Annotated in this window: 24 protein-coding genes; 8 read left to right on the top strand and 16 right to left on the bottom strand. The window is 59.8% G+C overall.

All coding sequences use genetic code 11. From position 1 onward, the window contains the following. Nucleotides 1–8: 8 nt before the first annotated feature. Nucleotides 9–1,502: an apolipoprotein N-acyltransferase gene (lnt, locus tag B5495_RS13555; protein ID WP_079554538.1), complete on the top strand. Its 1,494-nt coding sequence runs from the start codon at nucleotides 9–11 to the stop codon at nucleotides 1,500–1,502. On the opposite strand, the gene aroC is transcribed toward lnt, so the two are convergent. Both aroC and prmB read right to left on the bottom strand, forming a co-directional pair. After that, complete coding sequence (aroC, locus tag B5495_RS13550; RefSeq protein WP_079554536.1) at nucleotides 1,499–2,590, bottom strand: chorismate synthase; 1,092 nt, start codon at nucleotides 2,588–2,590, stop codon at nucleotides 1,499–1,501. The genes lnt and aroC overlap by 4 nt on opposite strands. Before the next feature lie 13 nt (nucleotides 2,591–2,603). Further along, complete coding sequence (gene prmB / locus B5495_RS13545; RefSeq protein WP_079555109.1) at nucleotides 2,604–3,566, bottom strand: 50S ribosomal protein L3 N(5)-glutamine methyltransferase; 963 nt, start codon at nucleotides 3,564–3,566, stop codon at nucleotides 2,604–2,606. 170 nt (nucleotides 3,567–3,736) lie between these two features. Between prmB and B5495_RS13540 the strand changes: the two genes are divergently transcribed. Then, nucleotides 3,737–4,309: a Smr/MutS family protein gene (locus B5495_RS13540; RefSeq protein ID WP_079555107.1), complete on the top strand. Its 573-nt coding sequence runs from the start codon at nucleotides 3,737–3,739 to the stop codon at nucleotides 4,307–4,309. Here the strand turns inward: B5495_RS13540 and B5495_RS13535 are convergent. The 3 genes from B5495_RS13535 to B5495_RS13525 all read right to left on the bottom strand — a co-directional run bounded on the left by B5495_RS13535 (nucleotide 4,306) and on the right by B5495_RS13525 (nucleotide 7,886). Continuing rightward, nucleotides 4,306–5,376: a patatin-like phospholipase family protein gene (locus B5495_RS13535; protein ID WP_079554534.1), complete on the bottom strand. Its 1,071-nt coding sequence runs from the start codon at nucleotides 5,374–5,376 to the stop codon at nucleotides 4,306–4,308. The genes B5495_RS13540 and B5495_RS13535 overlap by 4 nt on opposite strands. Then, a complete protein-coding gene (locus tag B5495_RS13530) occupies nucleotides 5,373–6,293 on the bottom strand; it encodes an alpha/beta fold hydrolase (protein ID WP_079554533.1) in 921 nt (306 codons plus the stop codon). The genes B5495_RS13535 and B5495_RS13530 overlap by 4 nt, the downstream gene beginning before the upstream one ends. A 129-nt stretch (nucleotides 6,294–6,422) precedes the next feature. Next, entirely contained in the window at nucleotides 6,423–7,886 is a 1,464-nt protein-coding gene (locus tag B5495_RS13525) for a sodium-dependent transporter (RefSeq protein WP_079554531.1), read from the bottom strand. A gap of 246 nt (nucleotides 7,887–8,132) precedes the next feature. Between B5495_RS13525 and B5495_RS13520 the strand changes: the two genes are divergently transcribed. Further along, nucleotides 8,133–9,383, top strand: coding sequence for a M20/M25/M40 family metallo-hydrolase (locus B5495_RS13520; RefSeq protein ID WP_079554529.1), 1,251 nt, complete (start codon nucleotides 8,133–8,135; stop codon nucleotides 9,381–9,383). A gap of 102 nt (nucleotides 9,384–9,485) precedes the next feature. On the opposite strand, the gene B5495_RS13515 is transcribed toward B5495_RS13520, so the two are convergent. The 4 genes from B5495_RS13515 to B5495_RS13500 all read right to left on the bottom strand — a co-directional run bounded on the left by B5495_RS13515 (nucleotide 9,486) and on the right by B5495_RS13500 (nucleotide 13,251). Next, nucleotides 9,486–10,166, bottom strand: a complete 681-nt coding sequence (locus tag B5495_RS13515; protein ID WP_079554527.1) for a type 1 glutamine amidotransferase domain-containing protein — start codon at nucleotides 10,164–10,166, stop codon at nucleotides 9,486–9,488. A gap of 69 nt (nucleotides 10,167–10,235) precedes the next feature. Beyond that, nucleotides 10,236–10,817: an NADPH-dependent FMN reductase gene (locus B5495_RS13510; protein ID WP_079554526.1), complete on the bottom strand. Its 582-nt coding sequence runs from the start codon at nucleotides 10,815–10,817 to the stop codon at nucleotides 10,236–10,238. A 149-nt stretch (nucleotides 10,818–10,966) separates the two neighbouring features. Continuing rightward, on the bottom strand, nucleotides 10,967–11,407 hold the full coding sequence (locus B5495_RS13505) for a DUF411 domain-containing protein (protein WP_079554524.1): 441 nt from the start codon (nucleotides 11,405–11,407) through the stop codon (nucleotides 10,967–10,969). A 233-nt stretch (nucleotides 11,408–11,640) separates the two neighbouring features. Beyond that, nucleotides 11,641–13,251, bottom strand: a complete 1,611-nt coding sequence (locus B5495_RS13500; RefSeq protein ID WP_079554522.1) for a BCCT family transporter — start codon at nucleotides 13,249–13,251, stop codon at nucleotides 11,641–11,643. A 207-nt stretch (nucleotides 13,252–13,458) separates the two neighbouring features. On the opposite strand from B5495_RS13500, the gene B5495_RS13495 reads away from it, so the two are divergent. The 3 genes from B5495_RS13495 to B5495_RS13485 are packed head-to-tail and all read left to right on the top strand — an operon-like array spanning nucleotide 13,459 to nucleotide 14,931. Beyond that, nucleotides 13,459–13,809 carry a hypothetical protein gene (locus tag B5495_RS13495; protein ID WP_079554520.1) on the top strand — a complete coding sequence of 117 codons (351 nt, stop codon included), beginning with the start codon at nucleotides 13,459–13,461 and terminating at the stop codon, nucleotides 13,807–13,809. Between the two features lie 45 nt (nucleotides 13,810–13,854). Then, complete coding sequence (locus B5495_RS13490) at nucleotides 13,855–14,295, top strand: copper chaperone PCu(A)C (RefSeq protein WP_079554518.1); 441 nt, start codon at nucleotides 13,855–13,857, stop codon at nucleotides 14,293–14,295. A 21-nt stretch (nucleotides 14,296–14,316) separates the two neighbouring features. After that, nucleotides 14,317–14,931, top strand: coding sequence for an SCO family protein (locus tag B5495_RS13485; protein WP_231897199.1), 615 nt, complete (start codon nucleotides 14,317–14,319; stop codon nucleotides 14,929–14,931). A gap of 6 nt (nucleotides 14,932–14,937) precedes the next feature. Here the strand turns inward: B5495_RS13485 and B5495_RS13480 are convergent, their stop codons facing one another. Next, nucleotides 14,938–16,014, bottom strand: coding sequence for a DUF4236 domain-containing protein (locus B5495_RS13480; protein ID WP_079554516.1), 1,077 nt, complete (start codon nucleotides 16,012–16,014; stop codon nucleotides 14,938–14,940). A 35-nt stretch (nucleotides 16,015–16,049) separates the two neighbouring features. Continuing rightward, a complete protein-coding gene (locus B5495_RS13475; RefSeq protein WP_231897198.1) occupies nucleotides 16,050–17,474 on the bottom strand; it encodes an MFS transporter in 1,425 nt (474 codons plus the stop codon). Nucleotides 17,475–17,784: 310 nt separating this feature from the next. Between B5495_RS13475 and B5495_RS13470 the strand changes: the two genes are divergently transcribed. After that, nucleotides 17,785–18,888, top strand: coding sequence for a histone deacetylase family protein (locus tag B5495_RS13470; RefSeq protein WP_231897197.1), 1,104 nt, complete (start codon nucleotides 17,785–17,787; stop codon nucleotides 18,886–18,888). Between the two features lie 174 nt (nucleotides 18,889–19,062). Here the strand turns inward: B5495_RS13470 and B5495_RS13465 are convergent, their stop codons facing one another. From B5495_RS13465 to pelG (B5495_RS15150), 3 genes are all read right to left on the bottom strand, one after another. Then, nucleotides 19,063–19,560, bottom strand: coding sequence for a PRC-barrel domain-containing protein (locus B5495_RS13465; RefSeq protein ID WP_172824579.1), 498 nt, complete (start codon nucleotides 19,558–19,560; stop codon nucleotides 19,063–19,065). 504 nt (nucleotides 19,561–20,064) lie between these two features. Next, nucleotides 20,065–20,918 (bottom strand): IS5 family transposase gene (locus B5495_RS13460; RefSeq protein WP_154045273.1). Its coding sequence is split into 2 segments (ribosomal slippage): nucleotides 20,065–20,561 and nucleotides 20,561–20,918, totalling 855 coding nucleotides; the frame shifts between segments, so codons are not numbered across the junction. Nucleotides 20,919–21,159: 241 nt separating this feature from the next. Further along, a complete protein-coding gene (gene pelG, locus B5495_RS15150; RefSeq protein ID WP_079554508.1) occupies nucleotides 21,160–21,393 on the bottom strand; it encodes an exopolysaccharide Pel transporter PelG in 234 nt (77 codons plus the stop codon). A 74-nt stretch (nucleotides 21,394–21,467) separates the two neighbouring features. Here pelG (B5495_RS15150) and B5495_RS13450 point away from each other — a divergent pair, with 74 nt between their 5' ends. Then, nucleotides 21,468–22,886: an IS1380 family transposase gene (locus B5495_RS13450; RefSeq protein ID WP_079554506.1), complete on the top strand. Its 1,419-nt coding sequence runs from the start codon at nucleotides 21,468–21,470 to the stop codon at nucleotides 22,884–22,886. Between the two features lie 146 nt (nucleotides 22,887–23,032). On the opposite strand, the gene pelG (B5495_RS13445) is transcribed toward B5495_RS13450, so the two are convergent. Both pelG (B5495_RS13445) and B5495_RS13440 read right to left on the bottom strand, forming a co-directional pair. Then, nucleotides 23,033–24,256 (bottom strand): exopolysaccharide Pel transporter PelG, encoded by a 1,224-nt coding sequence (pelG, locus tag B5495_RS13445; RefSeq protein ID WP_079554505.1) that lies wholly within the window; start codon nucleotides 24,254–24,256, stop codon nucleotides 23,033–23,035. 21 nt (nucleotides 24,257–24,277) lie between these two features. After that, nucleotides 24,278–25,534, bottom strand: a complete 1,257-nt coding sequence (locus tag B5495_RS13440) for an ISL3 family transposase (protein WP_079553872.1) — start codon at nucleotides 25,532–25,534, stop codon at nucleotides 24,278–24,280. Between the last annotated feature and the right edge of the window lie 29 nt (nucleotides 25,535–25,563).

Genomic DNA, 25,563 nt, shown 5'->3' with positions numbered 1-25,563 from the left:
ACCGTTTGATGCTGGGCTCACTTTTTTCACGGCAGCGCCTGCCGTTTTTCGGTCAGCTATTGGCCGCGCTTATCGCTGGCGTATTCACCACGCTGACTGCTTCCCCGTTTGAACTCTGGTGGCTCGGGCCCGTCGCGGCGGGGCTGGTGTACGCCGGCGTGCATACGCTCACGCCCGCTCAGGCCGCGCTTAAAGGCTGGTGCTACGGCGTTGGGCTATTTGCCAGCGGCACCTCCTGGGTGTACGTGGCCATCCACGATTTCGGCTACACCGGCGTGCCGCTGGCGGTGTTTTTAACCACGCTGTTCGTGACCATTCTGGCGCTGTTTTTCGCCGCCACGCTGTGGGTCTACCGGCGTTTTACCACGCCACGGCTGGCGTTTTTATCCTTCGCCGGCGTCTGGGTACTGGGCGAAGTGCTGCGCACCTACCTGTTTACCGGCTTTCCCTGGCTGTTGCTGGGCTCAAGCCACGTAGACTCGCCGCTGGCCGGCTGGGCGCCGGTGGGCGGCGTGTACCTGCTCTCGCTGTTGGTCGCATTAAGCGGTGCGCTACTGGCCGAGCTGTTGCTGTGCCGCCGCGTCTGGACGCTGGCCCCGCTTGCCGCTATCTGGCTCGCCCCGCTCGCGCTACCCGCGCAGTGGACCCAGCCCAAAAGCGACACGCCTACCCGCGTGGCACTGCTGCAGGGCAATCTTTCCCAGCTGACCAAGTGGACACCCGAAGGCCAGCGCCAGGCGGCCAATACCTATGCCGGCCTCACGCGGCGCGTCGCAGACAATGTGGATCTGATCATCTGGCCGGAAACGGCGCTGCCCATGGCCGAACGCGATGCCCGCGCGGTGCTTGGCCGGGTGCAGTCCAACCTCGCGCCCGGCACGGCACTCATGACCGGCATCGTGCAGCGCAACAAGGCCGGGCAGTATTTCAACAGCGTTGTGGGGGCAGGTAACGTCGAAGGCCGCTACCAGAAAGAACATCTGGTGCCGTTTGGCGAATATTTGCCGCTGGAAAGCGTGCTGCGCGGTGCCATCAGCTTTTTTGACCTGCCGATGTCGACCTTTGCCTCGGGCGAGGCCGATCAGGCGCCGATGCAGGCAGCGGGTATCGCGCTGGGTAACGCCATTTGCTACGAAATTATTTATCCACAGCTGGTTGCTGAGCGCGCGCGGCATAGCGGTGCGCTGATTACCGTATCCAACGACACCTGGTTTGGTAAGTCGATCGGCCCGCATCAGCACTTGCAGATGGCTCGACTGCGCGCGCTGGAAAACGGCCGCTACGTGCTGCGCGCCACCAGCAACGGCATTACCGCCATTATCAACCCACAGGGTGGTATCGAGCAGCAGGCGCCGCAGTTTGAAACCGCGACGCTCACCGGCGAGTTTTACGCCATGGAAGGTCTGACACCGTTCACTCGGCTGGGCAGCTGGCCGGCCTGGCTGCTGGCCGGCGTGCTTGTGCTGCCGGGGCTTGTACGCGCCCGCAAAAAAACCGCTTAACGCTGGCCCAGCTGCGGCGTGGTCACGCTGACTGCGCCGTTCTGGCCGCGCTGGCGCAGCCAGTGATCAACCAGCGTGAGCGCCATCATGGCCTCGGCAATGGGCGTGGCACGAATGCCCACGCAGGGGTCGTGGCGACCCTTGGTGACCACCTCAACCGGTTCGCCGTGAACATCCACCGACTGCCCCGACGTGGTAATGCTGGACGTAGGCTTGAGCGCCAGCCGTGCCACAATGGGCTGGCCGCTGGAAATCCCGCCCAGCACGCCGCCGGCGTTGTTGGATAAAAACCCCTCGGGGCTCATCTCATCGCGGTGCTCGCTGCCGCGCTGGGCAATGGAAGCAAAGCCCGCGCCAATCTCGACGCCCTTCACCGCATTAATGCTCATCAGACCGTGAGCCAGCTCGGCGTCAAGGCGATCAAACACCGGCTCACCCAGCCCCACCGGTACACCTTCGGCAATCACCGTGACTTCCGCCCCGACCGAATCCTGATCCCGGCGCAGCTGATCCATGTACGCTTCAAGCTCGGGCACTTTATCGGCATCGGGGCAGAAAAACGCGTTCTGCTCGACGGCGTCCCAGCTCTTGAAGGTCATTTCAAGCGGCCCCAGCTGGCTCATGTAACCCCGCACCGTGACCCCCTGCGCCGCCAGATACTGCTTGGCAATAGCGCCGGCGGCCACGCGCATGGCGGTTTCCCGCGCGCTGGAGCGCCCGCCGCCGCGGTAGTCGCGATGGCCGTATTTGTGATGGTAGGTGTAATCGGCGTGGGCCGGACGAAACTGGTCCTTGATCTTGGAGTAATCCTTGGAGCGCTGGTCGGTATTCTCGATCAACAGGCCAATCGGCGTGCCGGTGGTTTTACCCTCAAACACGCCGGAAAGAATCCGTACGCGGTCGGCTTCCTTGCGCTGGGTGGTATGGCGCGAGCTGCCCGGACGGCGGCGGTCAAGATCGCACTGCAAATCCTCTTCGCACAGCTCAAGCCCCGGCGGGCAGCCGTCCACAATCGCGCCGAGCGCTTCCCCGTGGCTTTCGCCAAAGGTGGTCACGGTAAACAGTTTGCCAAACGTATTGCCAGACATGGGCGTTATTTCCTCACTCGAAAGACGCCGCATGGGCGTCGAGTTCAGCGGCGGAAAGCGCAAACACGCCCTGCCCGCCGCGCTCGAATTCCAGCCACATGAAGGCTACCTCGGGAAAGGCCGCTTCCAGGTGACGATCAGAGTTGCCGACTTCCACAATCAGCCAGCCATCATCGGTCAGATACTCGCGCGCTTCGCGCAGCATGCGCCGCACGATATCCAGGCCGTCGCTGCCCGCCCCCAGCGCCAGCGCCGGCTCGTGGCGAAACTCTGCCGGCATGGTGGCAAGGTCGCGCTCATCGACGTAAGGCGGGTTGGAGACGATAAGCTCGAAGCGCTGCCCGCTCAGGCCATCAAACACGTCGGATTCTATCGCCCGCACCCGCTCGCCCACGTCGTGGCGGGTTATGTTTTCCCGGGCGACGGCCAGCGCCTCCTGGCTGAGGTCGGCAAGGGTGACTTCGCAGGTGGGCAAATGCAGCGCAGTGGCGATGCCGATGCAGCCCGAGCCGGTGCATAAATCAAGCACCCGCGCCGGCGGCTCGTCGGCAAACCAGGCGCCAAAGCCGTCTTCGATCAGCTCCGCAATGGGCGAGCGCGGAATCAGCACACGCTCATCGACGTTAAATGCCACACCGGCAAAAAACGCCTCGCCCAGCAGGTAGGCCAATGGCTGACGCTGGGTAATCCGCGCCCGAGCAAAGGCCACAACACGCGCACGCTCCATGGGCAGTAGACGGGCATCGAGCACCGCCGGGTCAATGTCCCAGGGCAGGTGCACCGCGCCGAGCGTCAGTGCCACGGCTTCGTCCCACGCCGACGCGGTGCCGTGACCGTAGTGCAGGCCGGCCAGGTGAAACTCGCTGGTCACCCAGCGAATGCAGTCGCGCAGGCGAGGCAGCTCGGCGGCAAGCTCGGCGTCAGCAAGCGCCAGCGTCGAGTCGGAATGAAGCGTAGGGCAGGCAGCGGGTGACAAAGGGGTCACGGTGGCTCCTCGAGCGATAAATAACAGAAAAGGCGCCGCAGCGCGGAAAACGTTGATTGTACCTTTCGCGCCGTCAGGTTCACAGCGGCGCCAGGATCGCTATACTGTGCGCTTCGCCGTATGCTTTCTTATTTTTTTCTTTCCTGGACGCCGAGCCTGCCATGAACCGCCGCCGCCATTTACCCGACGACGAAGACATCAGCACCTTTCGCCAGGCGCTTGAGGCTGCCGGCGTGCGGCGTATTACCACCAACCGCGCGAATACCGGCAAACCCAGGCCGCAGATAACCGACAAGGCGGCGCGACGCAAGGCGGCGGTAGAAAATCAGACGCTCAACACCACCGGGCGCACCTCGGACGGCCGCGTGGAGGCCGTGCGCCCGTCCGAATATCTTGAGTTTTCCGTACCGGACTTGCCGTGGCGCACGCTCAACCAGCTAAAACGCGGCCAGACCACGTGGCAGGCGGGGCTGGATTTACACGGCTATACGCTGGAAGAAGCCCGCATCGAGCTGGAAAGCTTCCTGCGTGACGCCGCGGCCCAGCAGCTGCGCTGCGTTATTGTGGTGCACGGCAAGGCCTGGGGCGCCACGGCAGATTTCCCCATCCTCAAAAGCCATACCAACACCTGGCTACGCGAATGGCCGGGCGTGCTGGCGTTTTGCTCGGCCACGGACGTGGACGGCGGCACCGGCGCGGTATATATCCTGCTGCGCAAGCCCGGGCGGGGTTAGCGAACCGTATCATCCTCCGCATCTTCGCTGGCCGAGTCGGCATCCGGGGCGTCGGCACAGGGTGAAATACGGCGGGCCGCGGCGCCCAGGTAGCGTTCAAGCGCCTCGTCAGCGAGGTGGCGTCCCAGTCGGATCAGCTCGTTGGCACGGTGAAATTCGTAGGCGCTGCATACGGTTTTGGGCACTTCGATGAGCACATCCGGCGGGTAGCCGGCAATCTTGTATTTGGCAAGCGCGGCCTGGGTGATATCAAACGACTGCAAAATCATGTCCAGCTTGCCCCACTCGTGCTTGCCGCGCTCTTCGGGACCGGGCGCATCGGCGTCGTTTTTATCTCCCGCCAGGCTACCCAGCCCCTCCCACAAACGCTGCGTGGCGGCTCTTGCGTCGCGCATCCAGCGGCCTCCGGTTTCATCACTTGCATCTGTGTTGGCAATCCGCTGGGCCGGCATTTCCTCGGCGGGCAGCATTTCTTCCAGCGTGACCGGCTGGGGACTGTGGGCTGTCGCGTTGACGGCGATCACGATATCCGCCTTGTGCGCGGCCAGTGCCGGCATCATCGGTAGCGGGTTCAAGAGCCCGCCATCCACCAGCACCTGCTCACCCAGCGTGAACGGCGTAATCACCCCGGGCACGGCGATGGAGGCGCGAATGGCGCGCAGCAGCGAGCCGTGCTGAAACCACACCTCACGCTGGCGAATCATGTCGGTGGCCACCGTGGTCACCGGAATCGACAGATCTTCCAGCTGAATACCGTGGATCAGGGAATCGAGTTTTTCCATCACCTTGTTGGCGCGCATTGCGCCCATGGGGCTCCAGGTCACATCGACCAGCCTGAGCACATCAAGGTAGTCGAGCTCGCACACCCAGTCACGGTACTCGGGCAGCTTTCCCGCCGCGTAAATGCCGCCAACCACGGCGCCCATGGAGCAGCCCGAGATCGAGATGATCTCAAAACCGCGGGCTTCCAGCGCGTCGATCACGCCGATATGTGCATAGCCCCGCGCCCCGCCGCTGCCCAGCACCAGTGCGACTTTGCACCCGCCACTGCTCACTTTCAGGTTCATACGCCCTCCTGACCGCTGACCACTGCCTCAAACACGCCGTTGACGTGGTCGCGCTCCAGGTGCAAATGATGCCCGCCGGGAAGCACACAGCGGTTTAAATACGGCACTGCGGCGCGCGCTTTTACCGCCCACGCCCGTTCGCCCAGTATGCCCTGCTCGCCTTCAATCAGCTGCACCGGGCAGCGGATGCTGGCCAGCAGCGCGAGTACCTGCGGCGCGGTAAAACGCACCGGCGAGGCCTTGAGCAACCGGCTATCGGTGCGCAGCGTCACTCGCCCGCTCGCAAGTTCACGACTGTTACGTTCGACCAGCGGCGTGGCGGTGTCGGCATCAATGGGCGTGACGCCGCCAACGACCCGGGCGGCAACGGCCGTCGCCACATCCGGATAGCTGGGCATACGCGACGGCCGCATGCGGTGGGCCAGCAGCCCACGACGCAGCTGATCGGCGGTGCTTTCGGCGGGCGTGGTCAGCATGCCCAGCCCGTCGATCAGCGTGAGCTGACTGAAGCGTTCGGGAAACGCAGCGGCCAACAGGCAGGCCACTGCCGCGCCCATGGAGTGACCCATGAGCACCACTTGATCCAGCGCCAGCGCGTCCATGGCATCGAGCACGTCGTGGCAATAGTCCCACAAAGCATAATCCCACAGCGCATAGTCGCTTCCCGCCTCGGCATTCGGCGCGGAATGTCCGTGGCCACGAAAATCCAGCGCCACCAAGCGGATATCCAGCCTTTCGGCCAGCTGCGGGGCAAGGCGTGAGAAGCTCGCGGCGTTATCCAGCCAGCCGTGCAGTGCGATCCACACCGGTGCGTCCGCGCGCCCCCAGCAAAGTGCCGCCAAGCGACCCTCAACCAGCGTCAGCGGCGTGACCTCCAGCGCATCAGCGGCTACCATGCCGGCATCATGTTGCTGCATCGTGCTATCACCCCTTACTCACATCATCAAGGAAGCTGCCATGAAACCACGCCGTGATACCGCCGCGCGCAACCGGGTCTTTTTCATTGCCGTGATCGCCGCGCTGGCCGTGGGCCTGTGGCTTGCGCGTTAACGTACTGCCGCCGCGCGGGAAAGCCGCGGGCTGAGCAGTTCGCCGGCGGCAACCATCGCCACCAGAATGGCCAGCAGCCACGGCCAGTGGGCGGCAAATGACACCTGATAAAGCCCCAGCGCGTCGACAAAGATCACCACGATGCCCAAGGGGCTTACGTAGCGCACCATGAACAGCCACACGGCGTAGAGCGTCGGCGATAGCGCCAGCTCTTCGCGAAAAGTCTCGCTTTTGAGCACAAAGCCGGCCAGCACCACCATGCCCAGCCCGCCCAGCGGCATCAGAAAGCGCGAGGTCAGGTAGTCCAACCAGTCAAAGAAGTTTTTGCCGCCAATCGTCCAGTCGGCGCCGACGTTGAACGACAGCATCGCCAGCGTGCTCACCAGCCACAGCACGATCCCCGCACTCCATGCCGCCTGCGGGCGCGATAGCCCCTTGTTATCACACAGCCACGAAAGCGTCGCCTCGACCATCGAAATCGACGAGGTCAGCGCCGCCATGGACAGCATGACGAAAAACAGCACGCCGAACAGCGTACCCATGGGCATCGACTGAAACGCCAGCGGCAGGCTCATGAAAATCAGGCCCGGCCCTTCACCCGGATCCATACCGTTGGCAAAAATGGCCGGAAAAATCGCCAGCCCCGCCATCAGCGCGACGACGGTGTCGGCAATGGCCACGCCAATGGCCGTACGTCCGATAGACGCACTTTTAGGCAAGTAGCTGCCATAGGTAAGAATCGCGCCGGAGGCCAGCGACAGCGTGAAAAACGCGTGCCCCAGCGCCGCCAGCATCCCCGCACTGGACAGGCTGCTGGCATCAAAAGCAAACAGAAAGGTCACCGCATCGCCAAAGCCGCCGGAAAAAGCCCCGTAGATAATCAACAGCAGCAGCATCAGCACCAGCCCCGGCATCATCCAGCCGACGCTTTTCTCGATGCCTTTTTGTACGCCCTTGCCGACAATACACATCGTCGCCACGGTGACCAGCGTGCTCCAAAAGCCCAGATTCAGCGGGCTCTGGTTATTGGCCGAGAACACCGCCACCATGTCGTCCACGCTTGAGCCGCCCAGCCCGCCGGTGAGCATTTTCCACACGTAGGAAAACGACCAGCCGGCCACCACCACGTAAAATGACAGCACCATAAAGCCGCAGAGCATAGCCATCCAGCCCACCAGCGACCATGCCGACCCGCGGCCGGACTCCTTCACCACGCGGCGAATGGCGTCCACGGGACTCCCCCGCCCGCGTCGCCCCAGGGCGATTTCGGTCATCATCACCGGCACCCCCACAGCAAAAATACACGCCAGATACACCAGCACGAAGGCGCCGCCGCCAAACTCACCGGTGATGTAGGGGAACTTCCAGATATTACCCAGCCCGACCGCCGAGCCGGTCGCCGCCAGCAAAAAGCCCCAGCGGCCCAGCCACTGCGCGCGAGGTTGTTGTGAAGTTGTCATTGTCACCTCAATCCCATTTAGCCCGTTAACTCGCTATTGTAAGCAATTTTACGCGACGCGTATCGCTGCCGCATCCCCACACGTCCTGCGCATCATGGCATCATCTCTGGCAAACTGGTGTCAGACCACTCGCCATCAAGCAACCTATTAGCCATAAAGCGACATACGCCCAAGATAGCGACACCAACCGGCGAATGACAAAACCGTTCTTATAAACGACCGTTCTTATAAACGAAGGTATTACCAATGAGCGAGACACAGGTTCCCTGGAAGCAGACCATGCCCACCGCGCAGTTTTCCCTGATGCGCGACATTCTTGCCGCACCCAGCCCCGTGGGTCTGGAAGCCGCCATGACTTATGGCGTGCTCAAGCCGCAGTTTGAACGCTTCGCCCCCGACGGCTGGCACCTGCACCAGTTCAAGGGCAACGCCGGCGTCGTGCTCGACACCCACCCGGGCCGCGACGACATGTTCAAGCTGATGCTGATCGGCCATGCTGACAAGATCCGCATGCAGGTGCGCTCCATCGGCGACGACGGCAAGATCTGGATCAACACCGACTCCTTTTTGCCCACGGTGCTGATTGGCCACGAAGTCAAACTGTTCAGCGAAGACCCCAAGCAGCACGGCCAGTACCGCTGCCTTGAGGGCGGCACGGTGGAAGCGCTGGGGGCGATCCACTTCTCCGACCCAGCCATGCGCACCGGCGATAAAGGCCTCAAGAAAGAGCAGATCTATCTGGATCTGCAGATCCACGGCGAGAACAAAAAACAGCAGGTGGAAAACCTGGGCGTGCGCCCCGGCGACTCGATTATTTTCGACCGACCCATCCGCGCAGGCTTTAGCCCGGATACGTTTTACGGGGCCTATCTGGATAACGGCCTGGGCTGCTTTGTCACCGCCGAGATAGCCCGGCTGATCGCCGAGGCCGGCGGCACCGAGCAGGTCCGGGTGATGTTTGCCATCGCCAGCTACGAAGAAATCGGTCGCTTTGGCAGCCGGGTACTCGCCGGCGAACTAAAGCCCGACGCGCTGATTGGCGTCGACGTCAATCACGACTACGTGGCCGCCCCCGGCATTGGCGACAAGCGCATGCAGCCGCTGGAAATGGGCAAGGGCTTCACCATGTCGGTCGGCTCGATCGCCAGCGAGCAGCTCAACCGCGTGATTGCACAGGCGGCAGGCGAGCATGACATTCCCTTGCAGCGCGACATTGTCGGCGTGGATACCGGCACCGATGGCATGGCTGGTGTACTCGCCAGCGTTGACTGTGCGGCCACCTCTATCGGCTTTCCCATCCGCAACATGCACACCATCTCGGAAACCGGCAATACCCAGGACGTGCTCGCCGCGATTCACGCGCTGACCTACACCATTCAGGCGCTAGACAAAATCCCCAACCTTGAGCGTGAGTTTCTGGACAACCACCCGCGGCTCGATAACGCCACGCCGCTTGCCCATCAGGGCAGCGACAAGCCGGAAGGCGAAAAGTCATAGCCCTGAGAAAGAAGCCCTGAGAAAGAAGCCCCGAAAAAAAACCTGAAAAAAACCTGAAAAAAAGCCCTGCAGCAACGCTGCAGGGCTCGTCGTGGCGCCGGTTTAGAACCAGGCCATCAGCGCCTCGGCGGTGGCCGCGGAAGACGGCGGGTTCTGCCCGGTAATCAGCTGGCCATCAACGCGCACGTAAGACGCAAAATCCTCGGCTTTGCTGTAGTGGGCACCCTGCTGCACCAGCGCGTCTTCCACCAGCTGCGGCACCACGTCGGTCAGGCCCACGGCGTCTTCTTCGCCGTTGGTAAAGCCGGTGACCTCGCGGTTTTTCACCAGCGGCTCGCCGTCAGCGTCCCGCGCATGAACCAGCACGATCGGCGCATGGCATACGCTTGCGACCGGTTTTCCCTGGGCCATAAAGGCTTCAATCAGACGGCGGGAATCGACGTCATTAGCCAGGTCCCACAGCGGGCCGTGGCCGCCGGGGTAAAACACCCCGTCAAAATCGTCCGCCTGCATGTCGGCCAAACGGTGCGTTGCGCCAAGCGCTGCCTGCGCCTGCTTATCCTGCTTGAAGCGTCGCGTGGCATCCGTCTGGCCATCTTCAGCGTCACTGGCCGGGTCGAGCGGCGGCTGGCCGCCGGCCGGCGAAGCCAGCGTTATCTCGGCCCCGGCGTGTTGAAACACATAGTAAGGTGCCGCCAGCTCTTCCAGCCAGAAACCGGTTTTCTTGCCCGTGTCACCCAGCTGATCGTGAGACGTCAGCACGATTAAAATACGTTGACTCATCATGTTCTCCTGCGCAGTTGCCTGAATACGCTTCTGAATACACGTCTAAATACGCTTCTGAACGTTCGCCTACACCCGTTCCGGGCGGCTGGCTAAAGAGGTCGCGTGGTTTTCAACGTAGGCGGCAAGGCGTTGGGCAAAATCACCGACAAACTCTTCCACGCTGTCTTCGGTGATCTCGCCGGTGGGGGTAATCAGCGTATTGGGCTTGAAGCTTAAGTAGACTTCTCCCGGCATCACGTACGCGCCCTGAATGGCCAGGATCTGGCGCAGATGCTGCTGTGCCAGTGCGGTTCCCAGCGCACCGGGTGAAGTACCCGCCATGCCGATCGGCTTATCACGCCAGACGTTGTCGTCCACTGGCTTGGAGCCCCAGTCGATGGCGTTTTTCAACACCGCTGAAATCGAGCGGTTGTACTCGGGCGTTACCATGCACACGCCATCAGCGCGCTTGATGGCCGCCGTAAAGGCCGTCACCGACTCAGGGCGCTGACCTTCCAGGTCACCGTTATAAAACGGCATGCTGCCTATATCCACCCACTCGAAAGCGATCGTTTCCGGCGAGAGTTTCTCGACCGCTCGCGCCAGCCGCGCATTAAGCGAGCCTTCGCGCAAACTTCCCACCAGCATGGCGATAGTCGTTTTCGACATGATACGTGCACCTCGTTTAGCTTATGTGTAACCACGGACTTATTAGCCAGCTTACTGACGCCGTACAACAGGTACGGTAAACGAGGGCGGTCTCAAGTTCCAAATGCAACGCTGATAAAAGTACAGCGACCCCGCAGGCGAAAAGCCCGTTAAAGGGTCATGTAAGGCGTCGCCTCATGGTCGCTGAAGGTATATACGCTGTAGGGCTCCTGCTTGGCCCCCGGCATCCCCGGCGTGCCGATGGGCATACCGGCAAGGCCGATACCCGCCGCGTCCGGCGTGTCCGCGAAAAAGGCCTCAAGGGCGGCCAGCGGCACGTGGCCTTCAATCCAGTAATCACCGACTTTTACCGTATGGCAGGATCCCATGCCGTAGGGGACGCCGGCCTGGCGCTTGACGCGGCCCATCTCGACGTCGCTGACCACGGTCACGTCAACGCCCTGCTCTTCCAGATGGCGGGCGTAGCCGTCGCAGCACATGCATTGAGGATTCTTGTACAGCGTCGCCGTTTCCGGCAGCGCGGCTTGAGCCGCGGTAGCGCCCAGCGTGGTTAGTCCGGCCAGAAGCAGCGGTGTGAATGCGCGTCGCATGGCGTATCTCCCTAATAATGCTTTTATCGGCCCAGCGCCGTTGACTCTGTGGCGAGCGGCGCCGAGATGACTGTCCTGATGGAGCTTACAACCTGCGGGCTACCCGCAGGTCAAGCATCATCATTCCGGCTGGCCCAGCTTAGATTATCGGCTTGGTAGGTACGAATACGTTTGCGGTGAGGGCATATAGGCGCCTGCTTTGAACACAGGCGCCTGGCTACCAATATAAATCGTTATAAGTCTTCCGTACGAGGCAGCTCACCCACAGCGGCCTTCTGAACGTCTTCCTGTCTCAGCCCGCGGTAAAGGCCGATCATCATGATAAACGCCAGGATAAAGATGGGCAGGCCAATCACGGTAATCACCTGCTGCAGCGCCAACAGGCCGGTGTCGCCCGCCAGTACGATCAGCATGGCGGCCAGCACCCCTTCCGAGATGCCCCAGAACAGACGCTGACGAACCGGGCCGGGATCCGGTGTGCCGGTACAAAGCATATCGACCACCAGCGAGGCCGAGTCCGACGACGTGGCAAAGAAGATGGCGACGATCAGCACCGCCAGACCCTGGATGATGGTGGCGAAGGGGAAGTGATCAAAGAAGGCAAACATGGCCAGCGGAACACTGTCCGCCACGGCGGCAGAAAGCGCACCGGCCTGCTCGCCCAGAGCGGCACGGGCATCCGCACCGATACCGTCAATCTCCATCGCCGACCAGCCAAAAATGGAAAACCAGACCAGCGTAAAGATTGATGGTGCAAACAGCACGCCCAGCACAAACTCACGAATGGTGCGACCACGAGAAATACGCGCCACGAAAATCCCGATGAACGGCGACCAGGTGACGGTCCAGGCCCAATAGAACACGGTCCAGTCGCCCTGCCAGCCCCAACTGCCGCTTTCCTGCTGATACTGCGCCAGCGTATCGTTCCAGAACGCCATCGGCACAATGTTGGAGATATACAGCCCGAAGGTCTCGATGGTGGCACGCAGCAAGAACACCGTGGAGCCGGTGAACAACACGAACAGCATGAGCCCGACGGCCATGGCAATGTTGACGTTGGACAACAGCTTAATGCCGGCGTCCAGCCCGGCAACAATCGACCCCACCGCCACCGTAGTCAGAAGCGCAATGATGACGACCTTGGGCATTACCGCATCAGGAATATCGAACAGCTCGTTCAGCCCAGCGTTGATCTGCTGGGTACCCAGGCCGATGGAAACGGCCACCCCGAACAGCGTGCCGAGCACGGCAAAAACATCCAGCGTCTTGCCCAGCGGGCCGTAGATACGGTCGCCAATCAGGGGATAAAACACCGAGCTGTAGCGCATCGGCAGCTTATAGCGGTAAATAAAATAGGCAAACGCGAGCCCGGGCAACGTAAAGATCGCCCAGGTGTGTAAACCCAGATGATAGATAGCAAAGCCGATGGCGTCATCGGCGGCCGCCACGGTAAAGGCGTCTACGTCCGGACGCGGCGGGTTGGAAAAATGCGACACGGGTTCCGCCACGCCCCAGAACATCAGTACGGTACCGATACCCCCGGCAAACAGCATGGTAAACCACGAAATATTACCGTAATCCGGTTTGGCGTCGTTGCCGCCCAGCCGGATGGCGCCGTAACGGCTCATTGCCACCCACAGCAGGAACACCACCCAGCTGGTCACGCCGAAGATGAAAAACCAGCCAAGGTTGGTCACGATCCAGAGACGCCCGGCCCCAAAAGCCTTCTCAATGGCTTCGGGAATTAACAGCAAGGTGATGAGAAAGACCACCATGATGCCGGCTGATACAAAAAAAATCGTAGGGTCAGTCTTCAATCCCAGCTTGCGTGCAAGTTTCTCCATCATTATTTTCCTTATCGTAGAGAGAACGAACGCACCATCACGCTGCCAAACGCTGGCACCACGGCCAACACAAGCGGCGGTTCCTGCCTATGTAGACCAGCCTAGAACCCAATCCGTCGGGCGTCGAATGTACGCATCAGATAAATGTCCGGCGCTAAAATGCCGCACGCCATTGTTCCTGCAGCAGGCTGGTCGTAAAATTACCCTATGAAACTATCTCGTCCCTTCATGTTCTTGCTGGTTATCCCCGTGATGGCAAGTGCCGCACTTGGCGCACTGATCTTTGGTAGTGATGCCATGTCGGATAGCGGCGTTGACGCTGATATTCAACGGGCGCTGGCCGATCAAATACCCGCCTCCCGCCTGTTCGAGCTGAGAAACCTGCAAGAAGTACAGTACGGTTACGGCATTTGCGGCTCTTACCGTGCGATAGGTGCGGATGACGGCTATGCGTCGTTTTTCTACGATACGATCAACCACAAGATTGTGCGTGACGTGAACGCCCAGGCCTTTACCTCGAACTGCAGCCTGTCGGCTATCTGCCGAGATACCCAGTAAACGCTGCCGCCACGTACGGACGCCCACCCCTCAGGTACACGACATATGCTGACGCTAAAACGCACGCTCTTCTGGAGCCTCTCCACCCTGCTACTTTCCACCGGTAGCGCCGTCGCTGCTGACCTGGAGGTGACCGACGCAAGGCTGCGGCTGTTACCCGGTGATCTTCCGGGCGCCGGCTATTTCACCCTGCACAACAGGGGCGATTCTGCCGTGACCCTGACGGGCGCCGGCAGCGAGGCGTTCAGTAAGGTCATGATGCACGTCAGCACCGAAGAAGACGGCATGGCGAAGATGCACAGGGTGGAAAGAGTCGATATCGACCCGGGGGAGGATTTTACCTTCGCGCCCAAAGGGCATCATTTGATGTTCATGCAGCGCACGAAAGCGCTGGCGGTGGGTGACAGCGTGGACGTTACGTTTACGTTCAAAGCGCACGACCCGCTACCCGTGACGTTTGATGTCGTCTCACCGGCCGCCCAGTAAGCCGCATCGGGGGATTTGGCTATGTTCCATCTGACCATGTTCAACGTAACTATGCTCAAGCGGCTTTTTCCGTTACTCGCCGTGCTCGCCGTTTCACTCTGGCTTGCCGGCTGCAGCGATGAGCGCTGGCGCACCACCGATATTGCCGAGCGGGTACCGCCGCTGGATATTGCGCTGACCGATGAAAACGGCCAGGCCGTGGATGAAAGCGACTATCTCGGCAAGCCGGCGCTGGTTTTCTTTGGCTACACCCACTGCCCGGATATCTGCCCGACGATCCTTGCACACTTGGCCTCCGTCACCCGCCAGCTCGATGAAAGCGTGCGCAATGACCTGCAGGTGCTGTTTATTTCGGTTGATCCAGGCCGAGACAGCCCCCGCGTGCTCAAGGAATACACCGACGCCTTTGGTCCCCAGTTCATCGGGCTGACGGGCAGCAAAGCGGAGGTTGACGCCGTGACCAATCGCTACCGCGTGAACTATAGCTACGGCGACAAGGATGCCAGCGGCAACTACGCCGTGACCCACTCAAGCGCCGTGCTCGCCTTTGACCGCGAGGGCGAGCCGGGCTTTCTCACCCGCGACACGGATTCCGACGCCGCGCTTATTTCGGATCTCGAAAAAATCCTGCAGTAAGCATCTTCACACCAGCTTGAACGGCTCGATATCGCGGAAAATGCCGGTTTTGGTCATGTCGCGGCGCAGGGTAAACGCCTCGGACGCTGCGACCGGATCCACCTGATCCAGCGCATCAAAGTGAATACGCTCCCAGCGCTCGCGGGTCACCTTGATGCTGTACAGATACTGATCGCGCACGTCGCCGGTCGCCGCATCCACCACTTGGCGATAGCCGGAAATACGCGCCTCCTGCACCGCCGGCAGACGGGCGAATACCGCCCCCAGCACGCGAAAGGCAAGGCCGTGAACGTGATCGCGATACAGCTTGCGTTGGCGCGTTACGCTGATTTTTTTGGGCGTGAGTTTCAGCCGTTTGGCGGGCATCGTCCATTCGCGGTCGGGCATTTCGTCTTCGTCGGGCAGGTCGATATCCACCGCGATGGTGCGCTCGTCCGCGCCGAGGTCAAAATCCATCACCGTTTCACGCGGCCATGCTATTTCAGCCAGACGTTCGTGCAGGGTTTGCGCCATGGCCTCCAAATCATCCCAGACGCCCTGCGCTTCGCGCTGCTCCCGGGAAAATTCGTCAGCATCAAACTTGGCCTTGCGCCACTCCCACTGGCGATAGCCTTCATCAAACGCGGCGCGGCGCCGGACGTTTGCCTGCTCTAAACGCCGTTTGGCCGGCGGCCAGAGCCAGTGCCACAGCGCCGGTGAACGTGGCGCTGGAGCAGCAGGCGGCGGATCGGTAAACGGCTGCGGCGTATAGCCGGCAACCGCCGGCACGGGCGTATCGTGGTGCAGCTCGCCCAGGCACGCCAACTCCGCATTGCGCCACTCACACAGCGCTTGCAGCTGCTGATGTATGGCGTCTTCGCCGTGGCGGCGAACGGCGCGGGCATCAGCATCGCCCACCGGCCTACCATCAGCGTAAAAGTAGCTGACGTAGCCCTGCTCATCGATGGTCAGCTCAAGATCAAGGGTTTCACCCGCACGCGGATGCGCCTCAGGGCCCGGGACAGCAACACTGACACCGCGTTGGCTCCGGTTTAACCGCACGCCCGGCGCAAGCGTAATACGATGCTGAAAACGACAGGCCATAGCCACCTCCTTGAATGCTGCTATAAACGTTCCGGCTATTGCTGCAAGTGCTTCCGGCTACTCTGATCCTTGACCGCGACCACCAGTGCCGCGCCTATCACCAAACCGATTAACCCGAACCCGCTGGCCACGGCGATCGGCCACGACGTCACGCTCAACAAGGCAAAGACGGCTGCCGTGACGATGGCAATGCCCACCGAGGTGCCAATCCGCTGGCCGGTCTGCATAATGGCGCCCGAACTGCCCGCATAGGCCAGCGGCACCTCAGCCAGAGTGAGCGTCTGATTGGGACTAATAACGGCCCCTTGCGCCAACCCGATAAGCACCAGAGACGGCATCAGCCACCATACGCTGAGATAGCCGTTCGCTTGCAGCAGAATAACCGTAATACACAGCCCAAGCCCAGCCACGGCGCAGCACAGTCCGCCAATCACGACTTTGCGGCCATATATTGCGACCCGTCGACCGGCCCAGTTGGCCGCCAGCGCCGAGACAAACGCCGATGGAATGCCCACCATCCCGGCTTCCAGCGCAGATTTACCCACGCCCTGCTGCATATACAGCGCCACCAGCACCCAGATGCTGGTCATGCCCATGAAATACAGCGTCATGATCAGCGTGCCGTAGCTGAAGCTTTGGGTCGAGAAGATATTCAGGTCCACCATCGGACTGCGCCCCAGCCGCGCGTAGCGCCGTTCCCACCACACCCAGGCAACCACCAGCGCGATGCCCGCCGGCAGCCATAGCCAGTTGAGCGCCGAAGCCTGGAATTCCATAAACGGAAACAGGATGGCAAACACCGCCAGCCCCAGCAGCACCGAGCCCACTGGGTCCAGCGCGCGCAGCATATGTAACACGCAATGCGAAACGCTGGTGGCGCCTTTCGATTCGCGGTGGAACAGTGGCCTGGGGAACCAGGCAAACGCCATAATGAGGGTAGCAATACCGATCGGCACGTTGACCAGAAACGTCAGCCGCCAGCCAAGTTCGATACCGCCAAACTGGATCAACAGCCCACCAAGCACGGGGCCAATCCCTACCGATACGCCCACGGCGCTGCCAAAATAGCCGAATGCCCGCCCGCGCTCGCCGCCGCGAAAGTACTGCTGGATCATGCCCACGCCCTGCGGGTTCAAAAGCCCCGAGCCGACCCCCTGAATAAATCGGGCGACGTTGAGCGAAGTGGCATTGGGTGCAAACCCGGAAGCCACCGACGCCACCGTAAACACCGCCACGCCGATGATAAAAATGCCCCCACGTCCCATGATATCGCCGGCACGACCGGCCGCGACCAGCACCACGCCAAAGGTCAGCGCATAGCCGGAAAGCACCCACTGCAGATCTGACTGCGACGCGCCCAAGCCTTCCTGTATCGCCGGCAGCGCCACGTTGACAATGCTCACGCTGATTAACGACATGGAAATCGCCGCCAACAGCACCACTAAAATGCGCCAGCGCACCGGATCTCCCGTAACGTCATCGTCCGCCCTGTTTGAATCAGTCTGCCTCTGCACGGATCACCATCCCCGTTTATCCCGGCAGATTCACCGGATCGTGTGCCCAACAGCAAAAAACGGAGAGCACACCGGCATTCGCGGCGCCTCTCCGTACCGTTCAAAAGCCTAACCTTGAGGGGTGTTGGCTGCAACGCCGTTGGTTTGGTGCGAATACCTGGCCACCATATCGCGGCAGCAGCATTACCGCCGATGTGCTACACCGTATAGGGACGCAATGCGCGTACACATAAATCGCCCCACGGAGGATTATCCCTTGATCGGCGAACGTGATGTTCTTGTCATCCATGATGAACGCATGCTGGCGCACCAGCCGGATGCTCAGGCACCCTTTCAACCCGGCAAGCTAGACAGCCGGATACAAACCATGCTCGGCGGGCTTTTTGATGGAGCCACCACCAAATGGAGCTATCCGGAACATCCGGGAAGGCTCTTGGCTATTACCGATTTATTGACGCTTGAGCCCGTGCCGGGGGTTCGCTACGAGACCGCAAGCGCTGCCACGCAGGAGCAGTTGGGCCGAGTGCATGCCACGTCGTACCTGGAGAATATCTATGCGCTGCGCGGCAAACAAACCTGGTTAGACGTTGATACAACGGCGGTGTCTTCTGGCAGCGTCGACGCCGCCGAAGTCGCGGCGGGGGCGGCAATTGCCGCCGTTGACGCCGTTGTCACCGGGCGTGCCGGTAGCGCTTTCGCCCTGTGCCGGCCACCGGGCCATCATGCCGGCTCGGTCAGGGCGCGGGGATTTTGCCTGTTCAACAACGTCGCCGTGGCGGCGGCACATGCGCATACCGTGCTGGGCTGCGAGCGCGTTCTGATCATTGATTGGGACGTTCACCACGGCAACGGGACGCAGGATATATTCTGGACGTCACCGCATGTGCTGTTCTTTGATACCCATCGCGCCGCCCCTTTTTATCCGGGCACCGGCAACAAGGAAGAAATCGGCGAAGGACTGGGTGAAGGGCTAACGGTTAACATCCCGCTACCCGCCGGCTGTGGCGACCTCGCTCTGGTGCAGGCCTACCGTGAAATACTGGTACCCGCCGTGGCGTGGTTCCAACCGGATGTGATCCTGGTTTCGGCGGGGTTCGACATGCACCGCCTCGACTTGTGTATGAATCTCAGCTTCAACGGCTTTGGCATGCTGACCCGTATCGTCCAGGAGCTGGCTGACCAGCACTGCGGCGGGCGCCTTGTCATGGTGCTGGAAGGTGGCTACCAACTGGAATCTCTATCACGAGGCGTACGCACGGTGCTTGAAGTTCTCGCCGGTGGCTCCGCGCAGGAAAGCGAAGAACCCGGCATGCACGACGTTCAAGAGCTGATTGCCTTCCATAAAGAGGCATTCAAGTAAGCTTCTTATTTTAAGCAACTTCATGATTAGCAAAACAAAAAACATAAGCTGTTGGCAGAGCGCAGCAGCCGTGGACTCGCCTTGGCGTCGTTTTCGCATGGTGTTACGAGCAGCTTCGCCCGATACGACCGGCGTCATGCCACAAAAAAAAAGCAACGTCACTATTACGCCACATTACTCCATATCTTTCTCTTTCTTCTCCTTCTTCATATCATTCATTTTTTTATCGGTGTCTTTCATTCTTTTTTCATTTTCCTGATCTCTCTTTGTTTTATAGTCCGGCTTGTTCTTTAGCTCTTTTTCTCCAAGGGAAGTGGTTACTGCATAATTTTCGTTATCGTCACCCATTGTGATGTCGACAGAGTCCCACGGAAGTGCCACGTGCTTTTCTCCCATGCCTAAAAAACCACCGACCGTCACGATAATCCCCGCGACCTTGCCATTCTTGTCCATCACAATATCGGTAATAGAGCCAATTTCCTCATCGGAATCATTGACGATATTGCTGTCAATAAGCTGCTTGGAAAGAATTTGTCCCTTTTTCTGCTTTTCCATGGCTTCTACATCAGCGCCAGCACTGTTCTTTTTGGCTTCCGTCTGCTTTTGATCCATGCTGTCGCTCTTGGTTTGTGTCTTGGCACCCTCATCCTGGGCAAACGCCATGCCTGACATGAGTAGGCCGCCTAATAAACACGCCTGATATTTCCTCATCTCCCTCACCTCCATTAAGGTTTTTATAGACTGTAAAGGAATAAGCCGCCATTTCAGTAGCGAAAAACGCTAGCCACTGTCGATAGCACACCAAACCTTCACTCAAAAAGCGTAGCCTATATTATAATTTATACTCTCCCTTTATCTTATGAGATTGCCATATCATAAATGTGGAGTAAAACTCTACTACGGCATTGGCCTAGCATCAGTTTGGAATAGAAAAGTGTATCAATAAAGTAACACGGTGCTCTCAAGTTTCAAGTGCACCACTATTGCAGTGTAGAAAAGCCCGCGACCAATTCCTTGAGCGCCCCGGTATAGACTTCCAGCGGCATTTGCCCGTCCAGTGTCTTGCGATACCCTGTGTTTTAGGTGGTACCCAGCTCCTGGCTGTAGAGCGAGAGATCGGTACTTTCAGCGCTCCAACAGGCAACCATCCCAAGCAACTTTCCATCGGGGCGCAGACTAGGTTCTGTCTGAAAAGTCGACCCTCATACATCGTTCGATGCAGGCCAGCGTGACCATCGCTCTGTAACTGCTGGCAAGCTTGTCGTAGCGAGTATTCAGCCGACGCTTTTCCTTGAGCCAGCCAAACAGACGCTCTACCACGTTGCGCTGACGGTATTTGGGTCTATCGAACTGATGCGGCAGGCATGGCCTCGGGCGTCGATGCATGCGCCGTCTGGGGATGATCGGGCGCATACCGTAACGTGTGCAGTAATGTCGTAATGCATCGCTGTCGTAGCCCTTGTCCGCCACAAGATAGCGGCTGCGCTTGCGAGGACGCCCCGCACGCCCCGGCAATCGAACCTTCTCCAGTAGCTCCGTTAAGTAGGTCGAATCCGCGCGCTGGCCTGCAGACAAAGAAAATGTGATGGGAACGCCCTGGCTGTCACACAGCAGGTGGATCTTCGTGGTCAACCCGCCACGACTGCGGCCGAGTGCATGATCCAGCGGTTCTATTGACCCCCCTTTTTGCCGGCACCGCTGGCCGACCGGGTTGCTCTGATGGACGTCGAATCCACCATCCAAGTATTGAGGTCCATATAGCCATCTTCACGCAGACGCAGATGTAGGCGGGACAGAATGTGGTCGAACGTGCCGTCATCACGCCACTGTCGGAAGCGCTGATAGACGGTTTTCCACGGACCATAACGCTCCGGCAGGTCGCGCCACTGTGCCCCGGCGCAGAGAATCCACAGAATGCCGTTGAGCATCTGGCGATCATCCCGGCGTGGGCGTCCCATAGCCTGCGGCGGAGAAACAATATCTTCGATCACTTGCCAGCGCTGATCGGAAAGTTCGTAACGGCCTGCCATAGCGGTCTCCTGCTCAATTAACAGGGACAGCATAACAGCAATGACTTTTCAGACAGAACCTAGACATGGTTGTTGGTGTGTCAGCCGCGCCCGACATCCGGCAAGACGCGCGTCATATGGCTTATTCTGCTTCATGATATGGCGATCCAGTTCACAGGCAAAAATGCTGGATGAACGTCTCAGCTGTCGAGATGCAGTTCAGGTGGGCCGGATGTTGCACTTGTGCATTGAGACCGCCTATTTACCCCTGTCTCATAAAAGTATGAAACGTTAAATCTCGAAATTCGCGGTCAAGTTGAAACACACCGAGCACCGTTACCAGCAGCAGGGATAGAGCGTAACCGTACCCGTAATACTCGGGTCCCATGAGCTGACTGACAAACGTCAACGCAAAGTTGGTCGTGCAAAAAAGCACACAAAGCCAGAGGGCAGGCCCTAGCCTGTCAAGATAAAAGAGCACGTTCAGCACTGCCATAAAGAGCACCCCGCCTAATTCACCGGGCTGAGACAGAAAAGAAGATGGCGAGCAGTTTCTCTTGTAGAATCAATATGTTCCTAACCGAACTTGACTCAAGAGGACCACTCGCCATGGGTGAAAGCCTATCCCCCTGGACCCCGTCATGCAACGGGTCCATCCGCGTCGAGCTCAGCGGCCATCGCACCACCAGCGACAGCGGTGCTTTGCTGTTGCGTGAAGCCCTCGACAACAGCGGCATGATCGATGCGCTGGACGACCATCTGGTCGATCATCGCGACCCGGATCGCGTCCGCCACTCGTTAGCCAGCCAGCTGCGTACCCTGGTGCTGCAGCGTTCGATGGGCTGGATCGACCTCAGCGATACCGACACGCTCCGCCGTGACCCGCTCTGGCAGCTAGCCTGCAGTGATGCCCGCGGGACAACGCCGTTGGCTCAGGACCGGCCATCTCAAGCGACGCTGTCGCGGCTGCTGACGTGCCTGGGCCGCGACGACAATATCGATACCGTGCATGAGGGCCTGCTGCGGCTGGCGGTCTGGCGACTGACCTCGCTGGACGGCGGCGAACGCCCCGAGCATCTGACGCTGGACATCGACGGCTTGCCGATCGACGTTCACGGCCACCAGGGCGGTTCGGCGTTTCATGGACTTTACGGGGCCAGAATCTACTCGCCTTTGGTGGCCTCGCTGGCAGAGACCGGCGACATGGTGGGCGGCCTGCTGCGTGAAGGTAACGCCGGCCCAGCCGAGAATGCCGATACCTGGATCCCACATCTGGTGCGGCGACTCAACGAGAGCACCGGGGCCAAGGTCAAGGTGCGCATCGACGCCGGCTTCACCGACAACGACACGCTTGAGGCGCTGGAAGATCGCGACATCGAGTATCTGGGCCGGTTGCGCAGTCATACGGGCCTGCAGACACTGGCAGCGCCACATCTGAAGCGGCCACGCGGCCGGCCCCCCGAGCAACCTCGGGAATGGTGCCATGACCTGGCGTACCAAGCCGGTACCTGGCCGGCGCCGCGGCGCGTGGTGCTGGTGGTACAAGAGCGGCCCGATGATCTGCTGCTGCATGCCTTCTTTTTGGTCACCAATCTCGGCAAGTTCGACTGGCCGCCGGAAAAGGTCCTGGCGCTTTATCGCAAGCGCGGCAGCGCCGAAGCCCACATGGGCGAGGTGAAGTCGTCGCTCGATATGCATCTCTCCTCGACTGATCGCGGTGTCTCCACCGTCCAGGACGTCATGGCCCGCAACGAGGTAAACCTGCTGCTGACTCTCTGCGCTTATCAGGTGCTACACGGGCTGCGTTGCCTGTTGGAACGACAGACCCGGCAGGGCTGGAGCCTGAAGCGGATGCGCGAGCAGGTGCTCAAGGTGGCCGCCACGCTGACAGTGCACGCCCGGCGTATCACCGTGCACCTCGGCGATGCCGCCGACAAATGGTGGCCATCCTTACTGAAGGGGTTGCCGCGGCTGACGGCATTGACCTGACACGTCGCATTACTCAGCCTTTTCCAGCAGACAAAACGGCCACTATGGAGGCCGACGACCACGGCTGCGCCGTCACTCGAAACCAATGAACTTCAGTTATAAATATCACGGCATTGATACGATAAAGCTATGTGCTAATCGGCTACTCAGCGACCGTATGACATAAAAGCCGGTCGGTCCCGGTCACCACGGGACGTAAAACGCTCGTTCGGCGTCCTGATGAATAAGGCGGGCACCTGAATGCCCACAGCAACCACCAGGACGCTGAACATCGGCAAATACCAGCTTGAAAAGCCCATGAACGCCAACACTTGCGCCCCTGCCAAAAGCAGCACGAGCACCGTCAGCCCCTGAATTTTCAGAATATCGTAAATGCCGCGTCTGACGCTGATTCTCATGGCTTTTCGCCAGGAATCGATGTCTTCCAGCGAATGTCCGTTACGGATGGCACGGTCAAATTCGCTGCAGTTCTCGGCAAAATCCGTTTCTATACGCATCAGAAAAACAGCCATTCCCGGTATGATTGACAAATACGCCAGAAAAAGCGGCAAATCGTAAAGCGGTGCAGCGCGAAGCGGCGGAATCACACTGATTGAAGTCGTCGGATTGAACCAGAACATCAATTTATCCGCCCATATTCCCAGGTTATAAAACAGCCCTATGCCCAGCAGTTGCAACCGCGTGCTATCTCGGGAGAAAAATGCCAGGGCCCATGACTTATCGCCCGGATACGTGCGGATAACCATTATCATAAGCAAGGAGACCAAAAGCATCTGCCCTACCACAAAGGCACTCAGCAGCCCGGTAATCCCGATATCCTGCCACCACAATCCAAGCGCCAGCGTTGCGCCATACCCCATCGCAAAAGCAAAAATAACGTGGTGATAATTCTTCACTCCGGCAACAAATACCGCCACATTCCAAAGATTACAGAGAATAACGAAGGCCATAATCATCAATATTTTATAGACAAGCGGAGCTTCATTCGCCCATATAAAAGCGACCGCGAGCGAAATGGTCAGGGCCAGGCCGGTCGTCAGCGTAATAAGACCGATAAGGTTGGGTAGCACCCGATCCGGCCTGTCAATGTACAGCTGATCGGCAATAAATCGGGTGAAAATCATCTGCAGCGGCCCGGTCACAATCAACGAAGACGCGACCAACCATGTCACGGAGACGAGAAAATCAGAAACAAACAGGGCAGACTGTTGCTGGCCAGCTGATACCAGAAGACCCAGCACCATGATGGCCACAATGGACATCACCCAGGGGCCGGAGCCAATCAACGCGGCGTAGCCATAGGCGCGTAAAAGTGCCAGGTAGCTGTTTTGTTTCAGCAGATGACGTAGTCCAAAACCTATACCGGCCATATTATTGGGCTCTTCGACGTTTCATGTGGATTTGGCCTGATCCAGCATGCTGCCCACAGGGCTGCCAATCAGGTAGATCATGGTGATGAAAGTGCTCTCGTTTCGGTAGCCGCGAGCGCGTGATCGGGCCGCTTGAAACAGGCTATTCATCCCTTCCAACCGTGCGTTGGTCAGGCCCGATAACCAGCGGCGGATAACGCGGTCGGTATGCCGTTCCAGGGTATTCAGCGCCTTATTCATCGGAGACAGCAGGCCCTTGCCAGCGATCGCCTCTCGGGCAAAATTGAGGAAGCGCGTGATTCGCCAGCGAGCCCCGCGAAGCGTGGGTGCCTGCTGAATCCAGCGCAGTTTCTCTTTGATGATCCAAGCGTCGGCCGTGGCGCTCTGGTCGGCCATCAGTTCCTGCAGCGCAGCGATTTGATTAGCCGTTAAGTTGCCGGCGTCGGCATTGCGCAAGACAGCCCAGCGTAAGTGCTTGGGGGGTTCCTGCTCGCGCCGCTCACGCTTTCTGACGTCATCAAGGGCGCGCGTGAAGATCTGCACGATATGAAACCAGTCGACGGTGACCTCGGCCTTGGGCAGGTGCTCTTCCACGCCTTTGAGGAAGGCTGGCGACATATCGCAGACCACTTCCTGAACGGCCTGAGGGTCGCCCTGATGTGCAGCCAAAAACTCGCTGAAGGCCTTGACGGTGGCCTTGCCACGGCCGGGTATCGCGAAGACAACCGGCTCGCTCTTGCGCTGCATATCCAGAAATACGGTGACGTAGCGATGGCCGCGCTTGGCGGCGGTTTCATCAAGCCCCACGGCCTTAACCTGAGAGAGGTCAAGTTGGTCGAGCATGCACCCGACATAGTGATGCACGATACGCCATAACCGCTTGTCGGTGATCTCTATCAGGCGAGCGGCGGCGAGCACCGGCATCTCCCTGACCAGAGCCATGGCGGCCTGCTCAAACAACAGGGTGAAATCGCTACCGGGGCGGGCCCAGGGGACCTCGATCCGCTTAATGCCGTGCGTGGGGCACTTGGTGCGCGGCACTCGCGCATGCAGATAGCAGTGATGTTGAAAGAAGTTCAGGTGCCGCCAGGTCTTGTCGGCAAAATCATGCGCCGGGCAAGCGTCACCACACTCGGGGCAAGGGTAAAGGCTGCCACGTTCTGCCTCGACGGTGAGGTTCAAGCGGTGAGGTGACACGGCGGTATCCAGGTGCTGCTCCTTGAGAATCCAGGGCGCTTCAAGGCCCAGGCCGAGGGTCAGAATCTTAGTGCCATCCATGTCATATTTCCTGTCGTTGTGGAGGCCAT

Origin of the sequence: Vreelandella subglaciescola (assembly GCF_900142895.1) — a bacterium.
Taxonomy (GTDB): domain Bacteria; phylum Pseudomonadota; class Gammaproteobacteria; order Pseudomonadales; family Halomonadaceae; genus Vreelandella; species Vreelandella subglaciescola.
Note: the sequence above shows the minus strand (reverse complement) of the source record. Positions and strands in the feature narration are given on the sequence as shown.